Here is a 20,586-nt window from a genome sequence, read left to right as displayed (position 1 = left end):
AACTGCACTGACTACAACGCTTGCCCTGCAACCTCATCCAGCCGCGCCTTGCCCGCATCGGTACCAGCATATTTACAATGGCACATCAGCACATCGACCGATGTCTCCCGGACTTTGATCGCTATAACGTCAGCAAACTCGCCGGTACCGTCGTCATCGAAGATGATGTCGTAATCGCTTTTCTTCAGTTCTTGAATGACGCGGTACTGTACAGAGTCCGTACGGCGCTCCGGACCCTGCGATTCGATGCGCGGGTTTGTTCCAGTCCAGTCCCAAGGAACAATGGCACTATCCATTATGGGCGTTAAGTCCAGTTCCTTCGGCGGAACGTAGAGATGTGAGTAGATCAGGAACGATCCGTCGCCAAAGTCGATTTGCGGAGCATCGTCCGCAAAAGACTCCGCCATCGTCCGGTCATGCCGATGCGTTTTTATCCGGCAAGGCGGACCCGATGTTTGCCTATAAGTCGCGTCGGTCGCCGTGAAGCCGATTTCAAACTCCGCCTTCTTGTCGTGCGCGCGCACGTCAAACTTGAGCGCACCGCTACGAGCGTTGTTCGAGAGTGCGAGATCACACTCTGCAAACGGATAAGAACTCTCGCCGAATGAAATTTCAATTCGCTCCTCGAAGGACAGCAGAAGGCTCATAGGCCAATGAATCACCAGCGGGTGAGCATCTGGGCGTACAGCAATGAGGCGGGGTCGCATGGCAGACGCGAACGCCGCTGACTCCGGGATGGTGTCGTTGTCAAGGAGCGCACCCAGGCGATGACACCACGCAGTCCAGTCGGTGAGATCGTGGATGCGGGACTGTGACCAGAACTTTCCTTTGATCGAACAACCAAACGTACGCGGCTCGCCGTCTTCATAGCCACAACCAAAGATGTTGTTCTGAATGCGCTCCGCCTTCATCAGACTGTCTATACCGTCGCTAACGTCGATCCCCATGAGCATGGAGTAGCGCGTTCCACCGCCCTGGCGGTGCGTCATGCCCAAGTTGCGGATGACCAGCTGGTTGAAATCGTGGAAGCAACGAAACACTGCCTGATCCCTGATGCGTGTCGTGTCATCGCCACAGAGCGCTTTTGCAAGCTGATCAGACGCAGTCGGCCCAGTGCTGCTAATGTAAAGCAGTTCCGTTTGGTCATCCCAGTGGGCCAGTATCAACTCCCACGAAACGTCGGTGGCTGTGGCCGACGTTGGACGCACATGGCAGCTACGTTGCGCTGTCGCGGCATCGAGATGGGATGGACCTGCATTACGGCGGCGACGACTTCGCGACCCGCGAACGGCTTGTCCGCACGCTATCGCGTGACCGCGCCAAGGACATGGCTTCCGATTACGAGCTAGTCGATCCGGTACAGAGCTATGCCGAGCGGCGCGGTATCACCTTCCGCCAGCGTGTGGTCGAGATCGTGCGCCGGATTGTTCCGGAGACGCTGCGCGACCGGATCGGCGGGCTGCTGGACGGGTTGCGCTCGCCCGCAGACGCCGAGCCCGGCCAGGACCGTGGACGCAGTCCGGGAAGGGAGAATGTTGGAGCGCAAATCGCTGACGCTGGCTCCACGCCCGAAAGAAATACTCCCGCCAAGGGAGTGCCGCGCGACACGGATATGCCGATGGACGCGGAAGCGGCGTTGCGCCGCGCTCGCACGAACGCGCTTGTGCGCCACGCACGCGCGCTCGACGCGATCCTCAGCACTGGAAATGCGACGGGCAGGGTAGTCCCGAGCAGATGCGCGAATTGAGGTAAGCGGTTAGCTGACGGCGTCTGGTTTGAAGTTCCAGGGCATGAGCATTTCGATTTTGGCTGCGGGCCAGCGCTGAGCGATGCGGGTCAAGGTCTGGGAGAGCCAGGCGAGTGGGTCGACGCCATTCATTTTACAGGTTTGCAGAAGTGTCGCGACGGTCGCCCAGGTGCGTCCACCGCCCTCGCTTCCAGCGAAGAGACTATTTTTTCTCGTAATTGTCTGGGGCCTGATTGCACGCTCGACGATATTGGAGTCGATCTCGATACGACCGTCCATCAGAAAGCGTTCCAGCGCCTCCCGCCGGGTGAGCGCGTAGCGGATCGCCTCGGCAGTCTTGGATTTTCCGGAGACCTTGTGCAGTTCTTTTTCCCAGGCTCGCGACAATGGCCGCGGACTTTTCCTGACGCAGCGCGGCGCGGCTTCCAGCATCCTTGCCGCGAACCTCGTCCTCGACCTTCCACAATTCGGTCATGGCGGTGATCGTTGCCGTCGCGGCCTGTGAGATCCCGCTGATGTGCAGATCGTAAAACTTGCGCCGCAGATGCGCCCAGCTTGCGTCAGGCAAGCCCCGGAACGGGGGATGAACAAGAAAGGAGGTGAGAATCGAGTAGAAACCGTTCGCAGCGATCCAGCGGGTTCAACGCCCGTCCGGCAAAGGCGCAGCCCGCCAGCCGGAAGCGAGTCTTGCATGGGTGGCGGCAACGTCATTCGTGAAGCGTAGACAGCGGGTGATAAAGCGGCGGGGTAAGCCCCGATATCATGATCTTGATGACGCCTTCGGAGTGTTGGGACCGGGGGCAGCACCCGACCGGCCGATATTGGCGAGGCAATCGGGGTCGTCCGGGGTCTTGGGCCGCCGCAAAGTCACGGGATGGATTGCCGGGGAACCTGAGAGATCCCACGTAGGGCCTGGAGTCTTTTACGTCAGCCGGCTCCCCGTTTCCGGCATTGCTTCCTTGGACGAGCAAGGCACCCTGAGCCGATCGGTAGCTGGAACGCCACAAGGCGGAGTGACCGAGGTCGCAGACGATCATGCCCGGCTTGCCACGGCGGGCGATCAGGTACGTCAGTTCCCGCGCCACACGCCGGCCCGAGATCGAGGTCGACCACGTTGAGGATGCGGAAGCGACGGCCGCAGGCAAACTGGTCGTGGACGAAGTCCAGCGACCAGCGCGCATTCGGCCGCGCCTCCACCAGGATCGGTGTCCCGGTGCCGACCGCACGCCGTCGCGCGCCGCTTGTGCACCGCCAGCCCTTCCTCGCGATGGAGCCGATAGATGCGGTTGGGCCCAACACTTCATCCAGATCCAGACCGGCCTCAGCGAATTGGCCTTTGCCGCGGCATACCCGACGTCATGCCGCTGAACCGCCTGCCTGACCTCGTCGCTATAAGCCGCAGACCGCGCGAACCTAAAGTCGTACACGCCAATCGGCAGATTTTGCCTGACCGGAGACAACCTGTTGAGGCCACGGCTAGGTTAAGCCTGCGGCGAAGAGTGCTCGCGCGACGGGCTCAAAATATTGCATGGGAACGGCGTTGCCCAGTTTCGTTGTGCTGATGAGTTGATGCGCCAAGACATGATCATTGACAATTTCGAGACGTAGCGCCTGCGCCTCACTAAACATTCGTGAGGCGGCCTCGCCCTCGGCGCGGCAAACTAAGACCGGCACACCGGTCTCACCTCGTACGTAACGCAGACCGACCAGTATCGCCTTCCCTCTGAAGACCAACGTGGCGCGATTCACCCCAAGCGGAGGCTCGCCGGCCGCTTCATTGCGGATGCGACGTCGTTCATTGTTCAACTCCGGCGTTCCTTGCTGTTCCTTCACCTCGCGCGTCACTTCGGTCTTGGTCATGCGCATTTCGCGCAGAAACAACGCACGCTGCAACAGGAGATCAATCAGTCCGCCGATCAGAAGCGCACCGGCGCCAATCCCGAGCAACAGCTTCGCTTCCGTAAAGACAATGCCGAGGCAACCCATGCCGCACAGCGGCAGATAGACCATCGTCTTCCACATGCCGAGAAGGACGAGGGAAAAGGTCGCGCTGAGAACCATTACTTTAAACAGAGTCTTGCCAACTTCGACTACAGAACGCATGGACGCCATGCGCTTCAGCCCTTCAAAAGGGTTTATTTTCCCAAAGTTGGGCTTCATCCGCTCGAGAGAGAAGACAAATCCACCATTGGCTAATAATCCCGTCAGAATTACCGCAGCAACGAGAGTGCCAAGCAGCGGGCCAACGGTCGCCAGGGTGAGTTCGATTAGCAGGACTAGTTCCTGCCGGACCGCGACATCGAAAGGCAGGTTCTGCAGCTTGTCGGTTAATAGTAGCGTTTCGTGGCATTTGTCTTCGATCACGCTCCCTCTTAGCCAAAGATAGCCGAGCCCAGCGCAAGTGCCGCCTGCGCGGACGAAATCGGAGCTACGCGATATCTGCCCTTTTTTGCGCGCTTCGCTTAGTTTCTTTGGGGTGGCGGCGTGTGCCTTTTCTTCACTCGTGTCGCTCATTTCAGCAACTTGTCGAACCACTCAAGCGCGCCACTCGCTTGTGTGATCTCCAGTTTCATGCTCTCGACCAGATAGGCAGCGTAGGTGACCATGATAATCGGAAAGACGATATTCTTGATCGCAGGGGACAGTTGGCTCGACTTGAATTGGGGCGCAAAGCGACGCAGGATCATCATTGAAATATCAATTAGCCCCAGAAAGAACACTACGGGCCCCGAGACCAATAATGTCGTGCGCATAATCTGGTCGAGCAGCCTCAATAACGCCATTGCTCCCTGCGCGCTCAATGCGGGGTGAAACCGATACACGGGCCAGATCAAATAGCTGCCATAAAGGGCGCTGATCACGGTCTCCAGACCTCCTGCTGCGACGAAGATCGTAATTGCAGTGATCCCGAGAAAGACTCCCATAGCGGAAGCCTGACTGTTCGTCGTGGGGTCGCTCGGAGCGGACGGGCTAGTGATGCCGCGTTGATTGTCCATAAACTCACCGGCCGCCTGAAGTCCCCAAAGGGGAGTGCCGAGAAAAGTGCCAAGGAGTACGCCGACAAAAACCTCCTTCAATCCGAGAAGAGTTACCTGGATCAAACGTGTTTCAGGATCTAGCGCCTGCAAGCCCTCGCTGACGTGTGCCAAGCACGGTAGTCCGAAGGCAACAGCCAGGCAGCCGCGGATCAGCCCGCCAATCTGAGATCGTGTAAATACAGGAAGGATCAGCATAATGCCTATCGCGCGGGCCGCGCCGAGACCAGCCGCGACGACGATTTCGATAGCCGTATGGATCAGGATTTGAATCTCGGCCGATGACGCATACATGGCGAGGACTAATAGCCAGGTGTCATTGCGGGAAACTCGGTAAAGATCTGGCCGGCCAGTCCTATGAGCGGGGCGCTCAGCACGGGGGCAAACAGGCCAATTACCGCGACAACGACCAGAAGCTTCACAGTGAGCGGCAAGCTTTCATCCTGGATCTGCGTTGCCGCCTGGATGATGCCAATGCCTAGGCCAACAATTACCGACGCAACGAGCGGCGGCAGAATCCAGATCATGAAAACCACCAACGATTGGTTCATAAGAGTGACAATACTGGATTCAATAATGATCAACCTCCCGGTATCGTGTAGCTCAATACAAGTCCGTGCATCAACCTTGACCAGCCATCAATAGCGACGAACAAAAAGAGCTTGAATGGGACGGATATAACCGTCGGAGATACCATCGACATACCCATCGCCATCAAAATTGTCGTTACGATAAGGTCGATGACGATAAAGGGAAGATAAAGGAGAAAGCCGATTTCGAACCCACGCTTTAGTTCCGAAATTAGAAAAGATGGTACGAGAATGGCGAAGTCATCAGGTGTGGTTCTGGCTCGCATTTCCTCTGGCCAGACTTTTTGGGTCGAGGAGAGGAAGAATCGCCGCTGCTCTTCGTTCGTGAACTTCTTGAGATGATCGCGCAAGGGCTCACTGCCGGCTTTGGCGGCGCTTAGCCAGTCATCGAACGTCTGATAGCGGAGCTTCGGATCCGTCATACGATCATAGGTCTGTTCAATAACAGGCGCGCTAACGAAAATGGTGAGGATGAGTGCCGCTGCGTATAGCACTAAGTTAGGCGGTATCGTCTGGGTCCCCAGCGCATTGCGGACGAGGAACAAAACAACTGATAGCTTTACAAACGCCGTGGTCGTGGCGACTACCAAAACCAGCAGACCGAGTCCGGCGGTGACCGCTAGAAGCGAAAAGATTGCCGGCTGAATCTCAGTCATTGCATGCCAACCTGCCACGCAGTCTGATGCCTAGCTCATCTCCGATGCGCACGATGTCGCCACGTCCGATACGCCGACCATTGGCAAGTATGTCCACCGGACCGTCGATTGGCCGACCAAGTTCGAAAACATGTCCTTTACCAGCGCTCCTCAATTCTCCCAGAGGCATGGGCCAGCGGCCACATTCAAAGACAAGCTCGATCTCGACATCGTCGAGATTGGCTTCCGACGGCCCCAGTGGTGATTCGGGTTTTGTCATATGCGCATTCTCCAAAGGGCACGATCGGGGGCGGAATGGCCCCCGCAGGATTAGGTGATCGCCCTCAAGATCTGCCCGGGCCCATAACAGGCCTACAGATAGGGTGATCTGGTCGCGGCCGAACGGCGATTTGTCTGGCAACAGAGCATCACCAACACATGCTTTGCGAAGAAGCGCCGCCGGAACGCGAAGCGTGCCGATCTCTCCTGCGACCATGACCGGGAGCTCCGGGGATTGCTCGCGCGGCTGTAGCGGCAACTGGCCAAGCAGTTCGCCTAGCGCGCGGAACGCGAACGGCACGAGGCCATCAAGAGGCGAGAACAGGAAGAGACGAGCTTTGCCATTGACTGGGCCGAACACGATTTCCAGTTCGAGATAAGGAGCCAGTGTCGTGGCTTCACGTACGTGTAGAAGCTGCGCGTCCCGCTGCGTTTTATCCTCCAATTGAGCGATAAGCGGCTCAAGTGCAAGTTCCAGAATGAGCGAAGCAGTTGGCTCGGAAGGGAAAGCCAGATCACCCTGTACTGTGGAGACGAGCGCCTCTACAAGCCGTCGGGACAGCGACAGTACGATCGTTTCAGCTCCCACGCGCCAAACGCAGTCAAGCATCGGAATTCCACAAGGTTCCTGCTGCCAGGCAAGCCCTTCCACCCGCGCCGATAGTGGCTTGTCGCTGATCAAGGCCTGAAAGGGCCTGCGCGATGCCGCTATATCATTGAGCCACGAGGCGACCGCGTGGGACAGTGTTAGCGCTGGTTCGAATATAGCCGGTCTGCCCACAGTGGTTACCAAAGCAGATCTAAACTGCACGATCGCGTCATTCAGGGAGCCTGCGGTTATCGGATCGGGTTACCCGTCAGGGCGAGCGAAATTCTTCCATACCGAAGCAATATGTCATCGTCGGCCTCCATCTCGTCTGCGGCCTCTAAATGAATGTCGAGGGCGCGCCGGACGTCTTTCTCGATTTGCTGCCATTTGCGCTTTGCCGCCGAACTTCTGACCCACCGGGCCCTCGTCTCAGACGCCGCTGCCTCGGCTTTTTCTTGAGCAACGCGTGCCTCATCAAGCATCTCGCGTCTGAAAGTGATCTCAGCCTCAAGCCGCTCAACGAGAAGGTGGTGATGGTCGAGTGCTGCGCTGGAAAAAGTGTCGAGCGACATCAGGTCTTGGTAGAGCCCCGCTTCGGCTCCTGCGCAATTTTGCTGTGCGACTGCAAGACCCTGGGCGGCGTTCTGTACGGCTAAGGTGGCCGTCTGGCGCTGGGCTTCCTTCTTGGACAGTTCCATAAGCAATCTACGCTCTTGCGTTTCCTTCAGAAGCCGTAACCTCGAAGCGTGAAAACAATTCACCCGGTCAGACGCGACATCCATGCGATCGTCTCCTCAAAATCTGACGGCTCTCCTTCGCTCTGGCGCAAAAATTCCCTCAGCTCGCCAATCGACGCGACAGCCCGGTCAGTAAGAGGGTCGCCGCCTTGCTTGTATTCGCCGACGTTGATCAAAAACTCGGATTCGGCATAGCGCGAGAGCAGATCACGGAAAAAGGATGCTGCCTTGCGATGTGGCGCAGATACGACCGCATCCATTACGCGGCTGCGACTTTGCAGCACATCAATAGCTGGAAAATGCGATCGCGCCGCGATAGTGCGTGAGAGAACGACGTGGCCATCAAGAATGCCGCGCGATTCCTCGGCAATTGGATCGCCTGTGCCGTCACCTTCGACAAGCACCGTATAGAAAGCCGTGATTGAGCCGCGATCACCCATGCCGGCACGCTCCAGCAGGCCTGGCAACATAGCGAAAACGGAAGGAGGAAAGCCCCGTCGCGTCGGCGGCTCACCCGCAGCAAGGCCTATTTCGCGCAAGGCGCGGCAGAAGCGTGTCAGCGAGTCTAGCATGAGGGCGACGCGTAGCCCTTGTTCGCGAAAATATTCGGCGAGCGCGGTCGCCATAGGAGCACATTGCGCCCGCTCCACTGCCGAGCGGTCGGATGTTTCGACGACTACGACCGTATGGCGAAGGCCCGCCTCCCCAAGATGCCGCTCTATGAATTCTCGAACTTCACGTCCACGTTCGCCGATGAGCGCGACTATGATAACGTCGGCGGCGGCACCTTTTGCGATCTGTGACAATAACGTCGACTTGCCGCAACCTGGCTCGCCATAAATTCCGATCCGCTGCCCCTCGCCGCATGTCAGCAGACCATCCAGAGCACGGATCCCGAGCGGGAACGGCCGCTCAACAATGCGCCTTGTCATTGGATTGGGGGCCGCGCCGCGCAGCGGACGAGTTTCGGTGGTTTTGACTTCGCCTTTGCCGTCGAGGGGACGGCAACGACTGTCAATCACGCGGCCGAGCAAATCGGGGCCGACTGGCACTTCACGCATTCGTCCAGTGGCCACAACCTCTGCGCGGCCCGACAGGCCCATCAAGTCTCCGATCGGCGTGAGCAACACGCCATTATCCAACAGGCCGATCACCTCGGCCTCGAGCGACAGTCCGGTTCTGGGATCCTGCAGCAGACAAAGTTCCCCAATACGAGTGTCGGGCAAGATGGCATGGACCAGTGTACCGACAGCCCGCGTAATCCGTCCGCGCACGACACGCGTGTCGATTCGCTTTGCCGAAGACCTCAAGGACGAGATGGCCGGATCGGGAGGCCGGATGCCGGCGGGACTATGCACCGGCGTGGTCACAGTTCGCCTCGTCAGAAAGTGACCCGAAGCCGAGGCGCAGCGCTCGCATCTGCGCATCAAGTCCCAGATCGACATTGCCATAGTCGCTCCACAGCACGCACTGTTGCGGCGACAAGGTCGGATCCGGATCAATCCGAACCCTCGGCCGGCCCTCCCGCCCGTCGCACCCAGCAAACGCGCGCGCGAGCATATCGACTTGCTTGGGACATGCATGAAGGCAAACTTCCGCGCCGCTGTACTTGCGCTCAATCGCGTGACGAACAGCCCTCACCAACAGCTCGCCCGAATCGAAAGCGCCCAGAATATCGCTTAGGATCTCCATTACGAGCTGTGGCAATTCCTGCTCCAGAACCGCCTTTCGTCGCGCCACTTCGGAGGCTGCCCCCGCAATCAGCCGGGCCATTTCCTCGGCGCCTGCATCCAAGCCCTCGGTATGGCCGCGTGTCCGCTCACGCTGATAGGCGGCGCGCGCCCAGCTGCGAACCCGCCGCTGATGCCGTTCCGCCGCAGCACGCGCTTCCATGGCGCTATGCCAGATTTCGATCTCACTCGCCCGTATCAGTGGGTCCACTGGGCGCATCTGGGGCGGGACGGGCGCTGCAGGAACAACGGCTGTCATATCACCGGGATCTCCGCCTCAAAATGAGCGGCTACAAGCGAAAACAACTGGCCTGCGGCAGCATCGTGTTCGGGCGCTGGATTCTCGGCGGCGGTCCCGACGGGCAACCGTAGAAGCACGCGTGTACGCTCAAGCTCTGGACTGTGATTGAGCCAAGCACCAAGACAGGCATGTCCATCGTGTTCAATTTGCTGCGCCAGCTTTTCGGGATCAGCAATCAATCCGTTTGCGATCGCATGCGTCGGATGTCGGATGCCAAACGCGTGCGCATCAGCGCCGATATATCCAATAAGCGCATTGAGGTGAGGCTGCGAAACAAGTTTCAGCAACGAACGGGCATGCCATATACTTCCGGCAAAGAGGGCAGCCCGATGCGGGTCACGTCCGTGCAGGAGATCCGGCCCCCAGTCGCCTCCGTTCGAATCCATGTCATTGTCAAGCAGCAATTCTACCAGCCTTGGCCGCAGCCTGGGACACTTCTGCAAGCGCATCAATGTCGCAGCCGATAACGCCGGATCAAGATGGGCGGCAAGACGCGTCGGATGGGCCGAAGCAGCAAGCTCGCTCCGAAACACGGAACGCAATTGGGACGTACGATCACGTTCGGCGGTCTTTGTCGATATCGTCATTGGGAATATCACCTACGCCGTATCGCCGATGATCTTCTTGCGAATGGCCTCGACAACGGAAGCACCCGAGCGCCCCTCGACCTTGGATAGGTCGCCCTTTGATTGCCTGCGCCGATGACCAACCAGACTGGCTAAGAGATAGCACGCCACAGCGAATACAGCCGCCGCAACACCCATCACGATCGCCAGAAGTGGCGCTGGAATGGAATTGGATGCTTTTGCCAGAACAGTCACCGGTACGGGCCGTTGCACGGGTACGGGCCGTTCCACTGGTACCAAAACCACTTCTATCTTATCGTAGGACAAGCCTTCGATGCTGTCGGCGACGAGCATCTTTATCTTCGGCAGCAGAACTGAGAGATTTTCTTTGGCGTCGTGTCGGATAAAGACCGAGGCTGAGGATGGCGCGGCGCCTGCTCGTAACAGATCGTTTTGCGGCAGAACGACATGAACGCGTACAGAGAAGACGCCGTCGATATCGCTGATGGTACGCGACAACTCTTCGCTCAGGGCATAAACGTAACGGGCACGCTCCTCCGTCGGCGAGGCAATCAGGCCTGAGCCCTGGAATATCTCGCCGAGGTTCTTGAAAGACTGGCGCGGCAGCCCCTTGGCACTCAGGAGATTGATTGAGAAGGCAAGCCGCTTTTCGTCGACCTGGATCGTGCTGGTCCCATCCTTAGCCGCAACCCGGACCGCATCAATCCCATTGTCAATCAGAAGCGCGAGCATCTCATTCGCGTCGCGCTCCTGCAATTGCGTATAAAGATCGACCTTGCAACCACTCAGGGCGAAGAGAAGTGGCAGTACGAAAAAATAGAGCGAACGCCAGCCAAGCGGGCGACTACGCATGTTTTCGCCACGGGCTAAACCAATCATGCGCGCCGTTCATCCTTGTTTTATCAGGTTGTTGACAGATGAGGTGAGCCCGCTGACACCTTTGGAAACAAGAGCAACCTGGGTGACCTCGCTATAAACATTCCGCAGACCGGCAACCATCGTTTCGAAATCATGCGGTCCTTGTAGGGGGCCCGGCATCCGCGTTCCCGCAGCCCCACCCTCGACGGGGAGGCTCTGGGCCGGCCCCGACAGAGCGCCCTTTGCAAGCGCAACCTCATGGTCGCGCGCGGCAGAAGTGGCTGTATTGTCGCGGTACATCGAAGAAATCGTCTGGATCACGCGATCGCCTACCGGACTTGTCCGCGCAGGCGCGCGTTGGACATCCATCGGCGCAGGAACCGGCGCCGCCCTCGCTGGCGCCGAAGCAATGCCGTTTTTCGTCGAGGCGGCCGCCTGCGCCAGGGCGCGCTCAAACTGGGCCTGCTCGTCGAATGGCGCGAACCTGGAGAAAGGATCGGCTATAGTGGCAGAGATCGAGGTGACAGGCATCATCATGCAAGGACTCGTTTGTTCTCTTTGACGCGGGATGAGGTGTTCTCTTTGACGCGGGATGAGGTCAGCACGTTCATCACCGGCTGTTGGATCAATACCCTAGGCAGGCGAACTGACGACAAGCTGACCAACGAGAGCGTCGTTTGGCTATTTAAAAGTCACGTTGTCGACTTTAGTCACTTGTGAGAGTTTCAGCCTTTGGTTTATCAAGACCAGATGCCGAGAACGCTCATCCAATCCACCGCCCTGCACATTTTGAAGATACTTCTCTGTGTCGGGTTTTTTCTCCCCACCGGTATCCACACCACTGTGGGTGCGCCTCTGTCGCTTCCCTCGACGCCCTATAGATATACGGTTCTAGATCAGGATCTCTCTGCAGCGTTGCAGCAATTCGGCAACAACCTGAATATCAGGCTCAACATCAGCCCGGAGGTGAAGGGGCGGATTCGCGGGCGTATGCCGGATTTACCACCGCGCGAGTTCCTCGACCGCTTGACCGACCTGTATGATCTCCAATGGTATTATGATGGGATGGTGCTTTATGTGTCCGCTGCAAAAGAAGCGCAGACTCGGATGCTTGTGCTGACTTCGGTTGGCTTCGATGGGTTCAAGGCGGCCCTCGATGAGCTTGGCATCTCCGATGAGCGCTATGTCATGCGACCTGCGCCCGGAAATGGCCTCGTCCTGGTTTCCGGTCCTCCACGCTTCATGGCGCTGGTGGAACAGACGTTCAACGGCCTGGTGGCGGAGGCCCAGGCGCAGCCCCGCGCCGTGGAGACGCCGCCAAGAGAATCGGTGCTGATATTGTTTCGAGGCTCTTCCACCATGGTCGTCCGCGACGGGCAACCGGAAGCGTCTTACTCCTCTGTCGTGCCGCAACAGGACGGCGTCGCCGGGAAGCCTGAGCGGAACCAGAACTGACATCGGAGCAAACGCCGTAGCTTCTGAAGAAAAAGATCACGACCGCCACCTCCTGAGTGTGAATTCGTGTGAAGCTCGTCAGTTTATCGAAAGCTAAGCCGTTCATGATTAGAACCGGCAACTCCAAAGATATCGCCGGCACTGTGCTGGAATTGAGCCTTGGGGCTAGCAAGGAGCGGATCAATTAAAAGCACGGCTAGGGCATTGGGACCCGGCCGACGCTCGGAATTGTCGCGTTCGTGAGCGCATTGGCCTCACATCAGGCCCTTGTGGGAATTTCAACGTCACGCCTGAGGGTGCACAATGTCGGCCAGCAACCTTTCACCATCCAACAGCTCAAATACCGCACAGTCAGTGCAGGCCTGGTCGGGCCGGACACCTTCTGCGCCTATGTCCGCCCAGGCTCAGCAAGGCGCATCCTTCTTCGACGCAATGCTGTCCTCTTACTCGCTGCAAGGTGAGACCGAACCTGCGGCGCTCCGGGACCGGCAGGCTTCGGATCTCGAGTCGTCGATGGAAGATTTGCGTCAGCACCCATTGGACCTGCTGCCGCCACATATGAGGGCGGCAATTGAATCGATGGATCAGGATCTCCAGCCCTCTGCAATCGAGCCCCCTTCCGTCCCGCCGGTGCCGGTGAAAAGCTCAAGAATCACCTGGGACGGCGGCTCCCTGACCGAGGCTGAGTTGCAGATTGTGGCAGTGCTTAACCGTCACAAGGACACCCCAATCTGGTGGGACAAGCTCGATGCCCAAGCCAATCTGCCCTCTGCGCCACCGGATTTGAAAGCGGCGCTCAAGGCACTGCAGCAGGATCCAGAACTCTTTTACGCGATCGGCTCGCAGGGGGACGGCCGCTGTGGAGGCAGGATCGAGCCGAAAGATTTGTCTGGGTTCTCCAGCCATCATTCACAAGTTGCCGAGTTTCAGGAGCGGCAGGCGCAAAGCTACGAGCAGAACTACATTCCATCCGATAGCACTGGAAATGCTCAGCCTTCGGTCATGACCTTGAGCGATGCCTTGCGCGAGCTTTACCGGTACTCTGAAAGCCTGCCCAAGAACCTGAGTCTGGCTGATTTCAATCAGATCGTCGACGGCAAAGCGAAAACCGTCAAATGTCCGCCCCAGGTCATTGCGGCGGCTCAATACTTTGTCAATCACCCGGATGCCTGGAAACAGTTGTACGGCGGTGCTATAGATAAGGTCCATAAAGAGGACTTCCTGCAAGTCGCCTCATCGTCGATGAGCCTCACGCAAGCCGAGCTGAATACGCTCGAGACGATGAATAGCCATCAGGACGCTTTCTTTGGAAGCGGTGTCATGACTCGTGACAAGCTGGCGAGCATGGCGGACGACAAGAGCCTTGATCCGGGAGTACGGAAAACGGCGTCGCAGCTCCTTTCAGATCCTCTGTTGTTCGGTCTGCTCAACAATTCGATCACCGGCTACAAGACCCATAATAAAGTCTTCGACTTCGGCGGCGGACATACAGTCGATTCTGGTGACGTCAGCAAAAAAGATTTTGCCCACTTCTACACCAACATGTCGTCGGCGAACCAAACCATTCAACAGCCAAAGATCCATGTGCCCAAAACCGCTGCGGAGCAGGACGCTGTCGCGGACATGACGATGGGCCTGGCGGACCAGCCTGAGATCAAGTCAGCCAAAAAGAACGGCGGCATCTTCATGCATATAGTCGACGGCGTTTGCAAGGAAGCCTCTGGCCTGCTTGACACGGCCGCAACGGCGGTGGGCTTGCTCAGCTTCGTTCCGGGCCTGGGAAAAATAGCCGATCTCGCATCGATGGCCCTCGAGTGGGAGTCGCAAGCGGCGAACATCCTACATACAGCCATTAGCGGAGGCAATATGATGCACGCGCTGGCAGAAGCCGGCATCAACTTGGCGGCGCAGGCTGTCAGCCTTGTCGCTGGGCCCGAGGTCAAACTGGCAATCCGCAACGGGCTCGTCAAGAAGGCGATTGAAGAGGCCGCGACGGCCGGCATCAATCTACCGCTTTCCACGGCGCAAACCTATGCGGTAGATTATTTGAACAACCTGCAAGAAAGACTTGCGACCGACTCTGGGCCGTCTCAGAGCTCGGCCTGACCAGCAAATTCGACTTCCTCACCGCACTGCGTCCTTTCATCAGTCAGCTCAGCGCGCCTGGGAAGATCGGAATACACGCTCTCTAGTCCAAGTCTGGAGCAGGTCCTGCTTGGGCGCCTGGCTGAGATGCTTCGAACACTCAACGCTCGTTCTCGAGCGCCATACCTTCGCTATCGCTGGTGCCCCGATATTTGACAGTTTAGCTTCAATGACGGGGAACGTGAAGGACTGACTGCTCGGGTTTGCGGGCCGAGCTTGTCGGCCGCTCAATCGAAAGCGTCATTTGGGGTGGGTGCTCCCCCGCATGCAGTTGGCAAACGCGTTCGTCCAGTTGCTTGTCTGCGGTCGTGAGACGATGGTTGAGGCGAAGGTAGTCGGTCCAGGTCGGCGTGCGGAATGTTTCTGTCCATTGCATAGGTTTCTGAAGATTACGCTGGAGTGTCCATTGCCGCGCGCCGACGCGGCTATGCACGTGCCGGCGCTCGCTCATGAGATCGAGGAAAGCCTCAAGGTTTTTCTCGGATATCAGATACTCGACCTTGACAACGATAGGACCGCTTCTTGGCTTCACATCAAGCGCGACCGCGGGAGCGTCGAATTCCTCTAAAGGGTCGGGCTCGGAATCGCAGCGCTCACGCAGAGGAAACAGCACTCCGGCTGCAGCGACCAGCAGCAGAGCTCCAGCGGAGCCTTCCAGCGCCCAGGTCAGCGAATGGTTTTCGGCCACCGTGCCCCACACCCAACTGCCGGCCGCGATCCCGCCATCTATCAATGCATAGTAAATCGAGATCGTGCGCCCCACGACCCAGCGCGGGCTCGCCAGCTGCACGCTCACGCCAACCCCGGACCAGGCTGTGACCCACCCCGCGCCGCCCAAGGCGAGTGCAATTGCCGCCACTGCAATCGAAGAGTTCAGGGCAAGGGAGAGGGAACACGCCGCGCAGGCGACGCAGGCCAGTGTCATCAGCCGTTCCTGCGACAAGCTCCGTCTGAACCTGCTGTTGGAGATGCCGGCGAAGACGGCGCCTGTCCCGAAGCCGGCCATGAGCGTGCCATAGGCGAGTGGTCCTCCTCCCAACTGATCGCGCACGATCAGGGGCAGCAGCGCGAGTATGGCAATGCTCGCCAGGCCAAAGAGGGTTCCGCGGGCGATCGCCGCCTTGATTTCGGACGACATCGCCGTGAAGCGAACTCCGTCGTAGATCGCCGTCCTCATCGATTCACGCGGCAGAGGTGAAGAGCGAACCTTCCACTTGCAGCGCCATATGGTGGCCAAGGGTACCAAATAGGTGAGGGTGGTCACAGTAAAAGCTGCCAAAAGCCCAAACGAGGCAACCACGATGCCGCCCAGCGCCGGACCTACGGTGCGTACCGTGTTGAAGCCCACGGAAAGCAGCGTAACGGCAGCGGGAATATCGCGTCGGTGCACGATATCGCCAACCGAAGCTTGCCAGGCGGGATCGTTGAGAGCTCCGCCACATGCGATCAAGAAGCTGAAGCCGAGGATCATCCACGGGTCGACAAAGCCCAGCGCCACTAAAGCAGTCAGCATCGCAGAGGCTACCACCATAAGGGACCGGCCGGCGAACATGACCCTGCGACGGCTGAAATTGTCGGCGAGCGCCCCGGCGAAGACAGACAATATGAACGCAGGCAGCGTCGACGAAGCCTGGACCAGCGCAACCATCAAGTCGGAAGTCGAGATCGTCGCCATCAGCCAGCTGATGGCAACAGTCTGCATCAGCCAGCCGAGACTGGAAACCTGCGTGGCGAGCCAGATCGAACGAAAGGTCGGCTGCATGAGTGGCGCAAATGTCGATGGCGCAGCAAAATCTTCATCAGAGCCAGCCACACCACTCATCTTTGCAAGCCTTTGCTTTCCGTTTATCGGCCGCTCTCGCATGTAATCTCGACTGGACCGTGGCGGCCATGGGCTGAGAGATGATGCCGAGGGAAATTTTTTCAGGCGTCGGCGCACCGTTCGACACGAGCGAGACATCTATAGTTTTGCCGCCGAAGAATACCTGCGGCGCTAGAGGAGCCGGCCGGCCGCAGAGGCGCTCAGGAATGGAGCGGACCCGGGGTCAGATTATCCCGGAGTTCTCCCGGTTGCCGAACCTTGGATTATGCGCTGGAATACGCGAATTGATATGAAAAGATAGGATGAGACTTTGCCGTTCCCAGTCATTGACCTGCTCGGGCAGGCCGCCTACGCTGATGTCGCTTGAATGGATATGGGCGACCCGCTTCTTGTTTTCCGTGAAACGGGCAGTGGTCGCTAGAACCGTGCGGATCTTCGGCTCCTGACCAATCAGGGACAATGCTACCACCGAGTACACACTTACTGGGGTGAATTACGCCCCCCACAGAACCGGTCTTGTCAGGCGCTTGCAGGCAGCTTCGCAGTATCAGCAGCGGTCTTGCCCCTGGTTCCTATGTGCTTTCTCTCGACTCTGAGGCAAGCGCCGTGACACCGGTAATTTCTCTGGGGTCAGTACGGATACGATTTGTTAGCGCCGATTGGCCATCACCGCGCTTTGTTCAAGGAGGCGTTGAAGGCGATGGAATGGACGATCTCGATCGAGGGGAAGAACGACTTCGGTGACGTTTGTCTGTCAAGAAGTCCGAATCGATAAGAGCGAGTAGCGTCTGTGCGACGGTGATCTCGGCCTGTCGGTCGATGATGGCAAGAAGATCATGGTCGCCTTGCAGAAGGCGGTGGTCACTCAGGAGGCGGAGACTTACGCCTTGTTTCGCCGGGTATGTCCGGACTGCCATACCTTTCGGCCGGTCAAGGACTACACGACACGCCGAATTCGAACGGTGTTTGGCACGGTGGAGGCTCGCAATCCACGATGGATGCTGTATCGGGATTGCCATCCGGGAATGGACGGCGCATTCGCTCCGCTCAAGGAAATCTGCCCCGATCGGGCGACGCCTGAACTGATGGAATTGCGGCGCGACTGGGAAGCCTGCTGATTTCGACAGTCAGAGCCGCAGGTGCCTTCACTGTTCAAGCCCAAACCGCCTCTACTTCGAGCCGCATAACCCCAGAGAAGTTACCGGTCTCTCGCAGGGTGCTGGGCGCATCTGCGGCGCAAGTTTTACGATCTGCACATCAGCGGGATCTCACAGGCCGGGACGGCAACGATCACCGCCATGACCGAATTGTGGAAGGTCGAGGACGAGGTTCGCGGCAAGGATGCTGGAAGCCGGGCCGCGCTGCGTTAGGAAAAGTCCGCGGCCATTGTCGCGAGCCTCTTCGACCTGTGGGAAAAAAGAACTGCACAAGGTCTCCGGAAAATCCAAGACTGCCGAGGCGATCCGCTACGCGCTCACCCGGCGGGAGGCGCCGGAACGCTTTCTGATGGACGGTCGTATCGAGATCGACTCCAATATCGTCGAGCGTGCAATCAGGCCCCAGACAATTACGAGAAAAAATAGTCTCTTCGCTGGAAGCGAGGGCGGTGGACGCACTTGGGCGACCGTCGCGACACTTCTGCAAACCTGTAAAATGAATGGCGTCGACCCACTCGTCTGGCTCTCCCAGACCTTGATGCGCATCGCTAAGCGATGGCCCGCAGCCAAAGCGATCGGAACACCACACGTCGGGTCGATGCCTGTCCATCAGGGTCGGCACCACGATGGCGCCGCGTGTCGGAGCGGCCCGATGGACGACCGCCTCCGGGCAGCGGAACACCCAGTGGTATGAATTGCTTCCCTCGATCCGCACCCCGGTCTCGTCGCAGGCGACGACACTGGCCCGACGCAACGCCATGATCGCGTTATCGCGCTCGGCCATGAAGGCGCCCTGGGCGCGACGCAGCATGTTCATCAGGCCGCCCTGGCTGACGGCAAGACCGAAAAGGTCCGCGAACGCGCCCTGCAGCCGCTCGTAGGACAGTAAGCGATGCGCCAAGGCACCTTGCAATAGGCCGATAAACATGGAGCTTTCGCGCCATGACATTGGAACATGCAAGGTGCCTTGGCGCATCGCTCTGATGTCCTTTTGCAAGGCGCGATCTGCGCAGTAATCCCACCCGACACCGATTTCCTCGGTCGGTTTCTCATTGACTGAGCGCCTATCGGTGGAGACTTGGCCTGGGACGCGGGTGAACAAGCTCTGATACGCGGGTTGGTTACCGCATGTCCATGTATTCGTCCGGGGCTGGTCCCTCTCTTACAACGGGCGTCGGCATTGCCGGCCACAAAGCGATGCCGGGAATTCCCCATTCAATGCCACGTCCCCGCCGATAGGCGCGATGATTATTTCGTCGCGACCGAGGATCAGGTTCCTGCCTGCTGCTCATCCGCTCGGGCGATGGCCCACATGAAAGCAGCGAGTTCCCGAGCTATTGCGGTGACAGCCACGGTGCTGCGCTTGCCACGCGCGATCAGGGCCCTGTGGCGCTTGGTCAAGCGCGCCTGTGCGTTCCACGCTATGTGTCGCACCTTCAGGCATGTGGCGGCTTTCGAGGTATTTTCTTTTCCCCAGTCTGGCCGGATAGCGGTAAGTACAGGCGCTCTCGGCCAAGACGCGCACTCGGGCATTCCCAGCCTTGGTGATACCGCCCCGTCGCACGGCGTCCCCGGTCGAGCGCTCCGAGGGGACAAGTCCGAGATAAGCCATCAGTTGTCGCGGGTTGGCAAAGCGGCGTACATCGCCGATTTCAAGCCCGAATAAATCTTGCCATGTCGCAAGGATCGAATCTCCTGCCGCTTGCGGGTTCGATCCTTCACCGCCGCCTCGCGGGAGCGGATCAGGTCCCGCATAGCCTCATGGGCAGCGTCAGGTGTCCAGATCTCCGTCAGCTCACCGGCGCGGAACAGCCACGCAAGTTTCTCGGCATCGCGGCGGTTGGTCTTGACCCGATCGCCAGGCTTGCGCGGGATCAGAGACGGAGCAATCACGGCGCACTCGTAGCCAAGCGCTTCGATCTCCCGCTTCAGACCGTATCCGGTGGGTCCAGCCTCATAGCAAAATCTCAATCGTACACCCGGGCGTCCGAGCTTGCGGACGAGGCGGCGTACTGACGCACTATCGGACGATATCTCTCCGACATACCGAACCTCGCCGGTACGCCCGCTCTCGGCGAGAGCAACAGCATGCCGATCCTTCGCAACATCCAATCCTACGAAAACTTCGCTATATTCTTCCATGGTTCGTCCTCCTGGCATGAGGATAGGCTCGACGAGCAACCCTCGTTTCAACACTGCCAGTGTAGGGCGAACGACCTCATAGCCGGCAACCAGAAAGGACATAAGGTCTTACGAAACGGGCGCGTTCTTACGATTGACCTCCACGCGAAATTTGGGTTGTGACCATGACGTTATGGCGTGCACCGACGTCAGCATCGGCTCACAGCCTCATCGATCATATGAGATAGGTCAATCCGGACCGGCGAGCCGCTTCTCGTAGAAGATCACTGGATGTCCGTGCAACATCCCTTCCGCGCAGCGCGTATATCCAGCCGTCTCATAAACTCTTTGAGCTCCTACTTGGCTCTTTGTCGTGTCGAGCTTTATCCACTTGAATCCCAGAGAAACAGCTCGCGATTCCAATTCACTAAGTATTCTCCTTCCAAGCCCTCGTCGTTGAAAGGCGGGATCGACCCGCAAACGCTTCAGCTGTGCGACATCGTTGTCAACGGGTTTCAATCCACCCATTGCAGCGAGTTGGGGGCCGATATGCGCAACTACGAAGTCTCCGCCTGACGCGATGTATACTTCCCCGACATTACGCAAATCATCCTCCCATGTTCCTTCCGGGCCGCGCACACCAACTGCCTCAGAGGCGCTTCTATGCAGATGCCATACATCATCGGCATCCCCTGACTCGAACCGACGAAAGATCACTCCGTCTTGAGACATCGACCATCACCTTTTTTCGGACGTCGGACGTCGGACGTCGGCGCGTCTGGCGTCGTGACATGTTTT

General features: G+C 58.5%; 18 protein-coding genes and 6 pseudogenes. 5 read left to right on the top strand and 19 right to left on the bottom strand.

Translation table 11 applies throughout. From position 1 onward, the window contains the following. Window positions 1-11: 11 nt before the first annotated feature. Window positions 12-1,166: a hypothetical protein gene (locus ACFSQT_RS03840; protein WP_379017080.1), complete on the bottom strand. Its 1,155-nt coding sequence runs from the start codon at window positions 1,164-1,166 to the stop codon at window positions 12-14. Between the two features lie 26 nt (window positions 1,167-1,192). Here ACFSQT_RS03840 and ACFSQT_RS03835 point away from each other — a divergent pair. Continuing rightward, a pseudogene (locus ACFSQT_RS03835) lies at window positions 1,193-1,749 on the top strand (Ti-type conjugative transfer relaxase TraA); the annotation flags it as partial. 7 nt (window positions 1,750-1,756) lie between these two features. Here the strand turns inward: ACFSQT_RS03835 and ACFSQT_RS03830 are convergent. The 13 genes and pseudogenes from ACFSQT_RS03830 to ACFSQT_RS03770 form a co-directional block, all read right to left on the bottom strand. Continuing rightward, window positions 1,757-2,300, bottom strand: a pseudogene (locus ACFSQT_RS03830) (IS66 family transposase); the annotation flags it as partial. A gap of 463 nt (window positions 2,301-2,763) precedes the next feature. Next, window positions 2,764-3,041 (bottom strand): annotated as a pseudogene (locus tag ACFSQT_RS03825) (IS3 family transposase); the annotation flags it as partial. 182 nt (window positions 3,042-3,223) lie between these two features. Continuing rightward, window positions 3,224-4,261 (bottom strand): EscU/YscU/HrcU family type III secretion system export apparatus switch protein, encoded by a 1,038-nt coding sequence (locus tag ACFSQT_RS03820; protein ID WP_378922815.1) that lies wholly within the window; start codon window positions 4,259-4,261, stop codon window positions 3,224-3,226. Beyond that, window positions 4,258-5,076: a type III secretion system export apparatus subunit SctT gene (gene sctT, locus ACFSQT_RS03815; RefSeq protein WP_095090005.1), complete on the bottom strand. Its 819-nt coding sequence runs from the start codon at window positions 5,074-5,076 to the stop codon at window positions 4,258-4,260. Before sctT ends, ACFSQT_RS03820 begins: the two co-directional genes overlap by 4 nt. An 8-nt stretch (window positions 5,077-5,084) precedes the next feature. Then, the gene (locus ACFSQT_RS03810; protein WP_206073788.1) at window positions 5,085-5,333 is read right to left on the bottom strand and encodes an EscS/YscS/HrcS family type III secretion system export apparatus protein; all 249 of its coding nucleotides are present in this window, start codon (window positions 5,331-5,333) and stop codon (window positions 5,085-5,087) included. 29 nt (window positions 5,334-5,362) lie between these two features. Continuing rightward, a complete protein-coding gene (gene sctR, locus ACFSQT_RS03805) occupies window positions 5,363-6,028 on the bottom strand; it encodes a type III secretion system export apparatus subunit SctR (RefSeq protein ID WP_095090007.1) in 666 nt (221 codons plus the stop codon). Then, window positions 6,021-7,097: a type III secretion system cytoplasmic ring protein SctQ gene (sctQ, locus tag ACFSQT_RS03800; RefSeq protein ID WP_095090008.1), complete on the bottom strand. Its 1,077-nt coding sequence runs from the start codon at window positions 7,095-7,097 to the stop codon at window positions 6,021-6,023. The genes sctR and sctQ overlap by 8 nt, the downstream gene beginning before the upstream one ends. 26 nt (window positions 7,098-7,123) lie before the next feature. Next, complete coding sequence (locus ACFSQT_RS03795) at window positions 7,124-7,657, bottom strand: hypothetical protein (RefSeq protein ID WP_095090010.1); 534 nt, start codon at window positions 7,655-7,657, stop codon at window positions 7,124-7,126. Continuing rightward, window positions 7,633-8,982 carry a type III secretion system ATPase SctN gene (gene sctN, locus ACFSQT_RS03790; protein ID WP_095090011.1) on the bottom strand — a complete coding sequence of 450 codons (1,350 nt, stop codon included), beginning with the start codon at window positions 8,980-8,982 and terminating at the stop codon, window positions 7,633-7,635. Before sctN ends, ACFSQT_RS03795 begins: the two co-directional genes overlap by 25 nt. After that, window positions 8,963-9,601 carry a type III secretion system stator protein SctL gene (gene sctL, locus ACFSQT_RS03785; RefSeq protein ID WP_095090013.1) on the bottom strand — a complete coding sequence of 213 codons (639 nt, stop codon included), beginning with the start codon at window positions 9,599-9,601 and terminating at the stop codon, window positions 8,963-8,965. Before sctL ends, sctN begins: the two co-directional genes overlap by 20 nt. Beyond that, complete coding sequence (locus tag ACFSQT_RS03780; RefSeq protein ID WP_378922819.1) at window positions 9,598-10,230, bottom strand: nodulation protein NolU; 633 nt, start codon at window positions 10,228-10,230, stop codon at window positions 9,598-9,600. Before ACFSQT_RS03780 ends, sctL begins: the two co-directional genes overlap by 4 nt. 12 nt (window positions 10,231-10,242) lie before the next feature. Then, window positions 10,243-11,109: a type III secretion system inner membrane ring lipoprotein SctJ gene (sctJ, locus tag ACFSQT_RS03775; protein ID WP_378976442.1), complete on the bottom strand. Its 867-nt coding sequence runs from the start codon at window positions 11,107-11,109 to the stop codon at window positions 10,243-10,245. A 9-nt stretch (window positions 11,110-11,118) separates the two neighbouring features. Next, complete coding sequence (locus ACFSQT_RS03770) at window positions 11,119-11,625, bottom strand: nodulation protein NolB (protein WP_379017078.1); 507 nt, start codon at window positions 11,623-11,625, stop codon at window positions 11,119-11,121. A 213-nt stretch (window positions 11,626-11,838) separates the two neighbouring features. On the opposite strand from ACFSQT_RS03770, the gene ACFSQT_RS03765 reads away from it, so the two are divergent. Then, entirely contained in the window at window positions 11,839-12,543 is a 705-nt protein-coding gene (locus tag ACFSQT_RS03765) for a secretin N-terminal domain-containing protein (RefSeq protein WP_095090021.1), read from the top strand. A 303-nt stretch (window positions 12,544-12,846) separates the two neighbouring features. Continuing rightward, window positions 12,847-14,649: an HrpF/NolX family T3SS translocon protein gene (locus ACFSQT_RS03760; protein ID WP_379017076.1), complete on the top strand. Its 1,803-nt coding sequence runs from the start codon at window positions 12,847-12,849 to the stop codon at window positions 14,647-14,649. 205 nt (window positions 14,650-14,854) lie between these two features. Here ACFSQT_RS03760 and ACFSQT_RS03755 read toward each other — a convergent pair whose 3' ends face one another. Then, entirely contained in the window at window positions 14,855-16,510 is a 1,656-nt protein-coding gene (locus tag ACFSQT_RS03755) for an MFS transporter (RefSeq protein ID WP_095090025.1), read from the bottom strand. A 223-nt stretch (window positions 16,511-16,733) separates the two neighbouring features. Further along, window positions 16,734-16,970 (bottom strand): hypothetical protein, encoded by a 237-nt coding sequence (locus ACFSQT_RS03750; RefSeq protein ID WP_095090027.1) that lies wholly within the window; start codon window positions 16,968-16,970, stop codon window positions 16,734-16,736. 376 nt (window positions 16,971-17,346) lie between these two features. On the opposite strand from ACFSQT_RS03750, the gene ACFSQT_RS03745 reads away from it, so the two are divergent. Next, complete coding sequence (locus ACFSQT_RS03745) at window positions 17,347-17,628, top strand: hypothetical protein (RefSeq protein WP_379017074.1); 282 nt, start codon at window positions 17,347-17,349, stop codon at window positions 17,626-17,628. A gap of 90 nt (window positions 17,629-17,718) precedes the next feature. Beyond that, window positions 17,719-18,235, top strand: a pseudogene (locus tag ACFSQT_RS03740) (IS66 family transposase); the annotation flags it as partial. Here the strand turns inward: ACFSQT_RS03740 and ACFSQT_RS03735 are convergent. The 3 genes and pseudogenes from ACFSQT_RS03735 to ACFSQT_RS03725 form a co-directional block, all read right to left on the bottom strand. Beyond that, window positions 18,203-18,553: pseudogene (locus tag ACFSQT_RS03735) on the bottom strand (IS66 family transposase); the annotation flags it as partial. The pseudogenes ACFSQT_RS03740 and ACFSQT_RS03735 sit on opposite strands and share 33 nt — an antisense overlap. Window positions 18,554-18,936: 383 nt before the next feature. Beyond that, a pseudogene (locus tag ACFSQT_RS03730) lies at window positions 18,937-19,809 on the bottom strand (IS110 family transposase). A gap of 228 nt (window positions 19,810-20,037) precedes the next feature. Next, complete coding sequence (locus tag ACFSQT_RS03725) at window positions 20,038-20,520, bottom strand: GNAT family N-acetyltransferase (protein WP_379017073.1); 483 nt, start codon at window positions 20,518-20,520, stop codon at window positions 20,038-20,040. Window positions 20,521-20,586 lie beyond the last annotated feature (66 nt).

Source organism: Mesorhizobium calcicola, assembly GCF_042682105.1.
GTDB lineage: Bacteria > Pseudomonadota > Alphaproteobacteria > Rhizobiales > Rhizobiaceae > Mesorhizobium > Mesorhizobium calcicola.
This window is presented reverse-complemented; position numbering and strand designations above follow the sequence as displayed.

Coding starts and splice junctions, on each gene's coding strand:
- ACFSQT_RS03820 (WP_378922815.1), bottom strand. CDS start 4,261: ATGAGCGACACGAGTGAAGAAAAGGCACACGCCGCCACCCCAAAGAAA.
- sctT (WP_095090005.1), bottom strand. CDS start 5,076: ATGTATGCGTCATCGGCCGAGATTCAAATCCTGATCCATACGGCTATC.
- ACFSQT_RS03810 (WP_206073788.1), bottom strand. CDS start 5,333: ATGAACCAATCGTTGGTGGTTTTCATGATCTGGATTCTGCCGCCGCTC.
- sctR (WP_095090007.1), bottom strand. CDS start 6,028: ATGACTGAGATTCAGCCGGCAATCTTTTCGCTTCTAGCGGTCACCGCC.
- ACFSQT_RS03795 (WP_095090010.1), bottom strand. CDS start 7,657: ATGGATGTCGCGTCTGACCGGGTGAATTGTTTTCACGCTTCGAGGTTA.
- sctL (WP_095090013.1), bottom strand. CDS start 9,601: ATGACAGCCGTTGTTCCTGCAGCGCCCGTCCCGCCCCAGATGCGCCCA.
- ACFSQT_RS03780 (WP_378922819.1), bottom strand. CDS start 10,230: ATGACGATATCGACAAAGACCGCCGAACGTGATCGTACGTCCCAATTG.
- sctJ (WP_378976442.1), bottom strand. CDS start 11,109: ATGATTGGTTTAGCCCGTGGCGAAAACATGCGTAGTCGCCCGCTTGGC.
- ACFSQT_RS03770 (WP_379017078.1), bottom strand. CDS start 11,625: ATGATGATGCCTGTCACCTCGATCTCTGCCACTATAGCCGATCCTTTC.
- ACFSQT_RS03765 (WP_095090021.1), top strand. CDS start 11,839: ATGCCGAGAACGCTCATCCAATCCACCGCCCTGCACATTTTGAAGATA.
- ACFSQT_RS03760 (WP_379017076.1), top strand. CDS start 12,847: ATGTCGGCCAGCAACCTTTCACCATCCAACAGCTCAAATACCGCACAG.
- ACFSQT_RS03755 (WP_095090025.1), bottom strand. CDS start 16,510: ATGAGTGGTGTGGCTGGCTCTGATGAAGATTTTGCTGCGCCATCGACA.
- ACFSQT_RS03745 (WP_379017074.1), top strand. CDS start 17,347: ATGGTCGCCTTGCAGAAGGCGGTGGTCACTCAGGAGGCGGAGACTTAC.
- ACFSQT_RS03725 (WP_379017073.1), bottom strand. CDS start 20,520: ATGTCTCAAGACGGAGTGATCTTTCGTCGGTTCGAGTCAGGGGATGCC.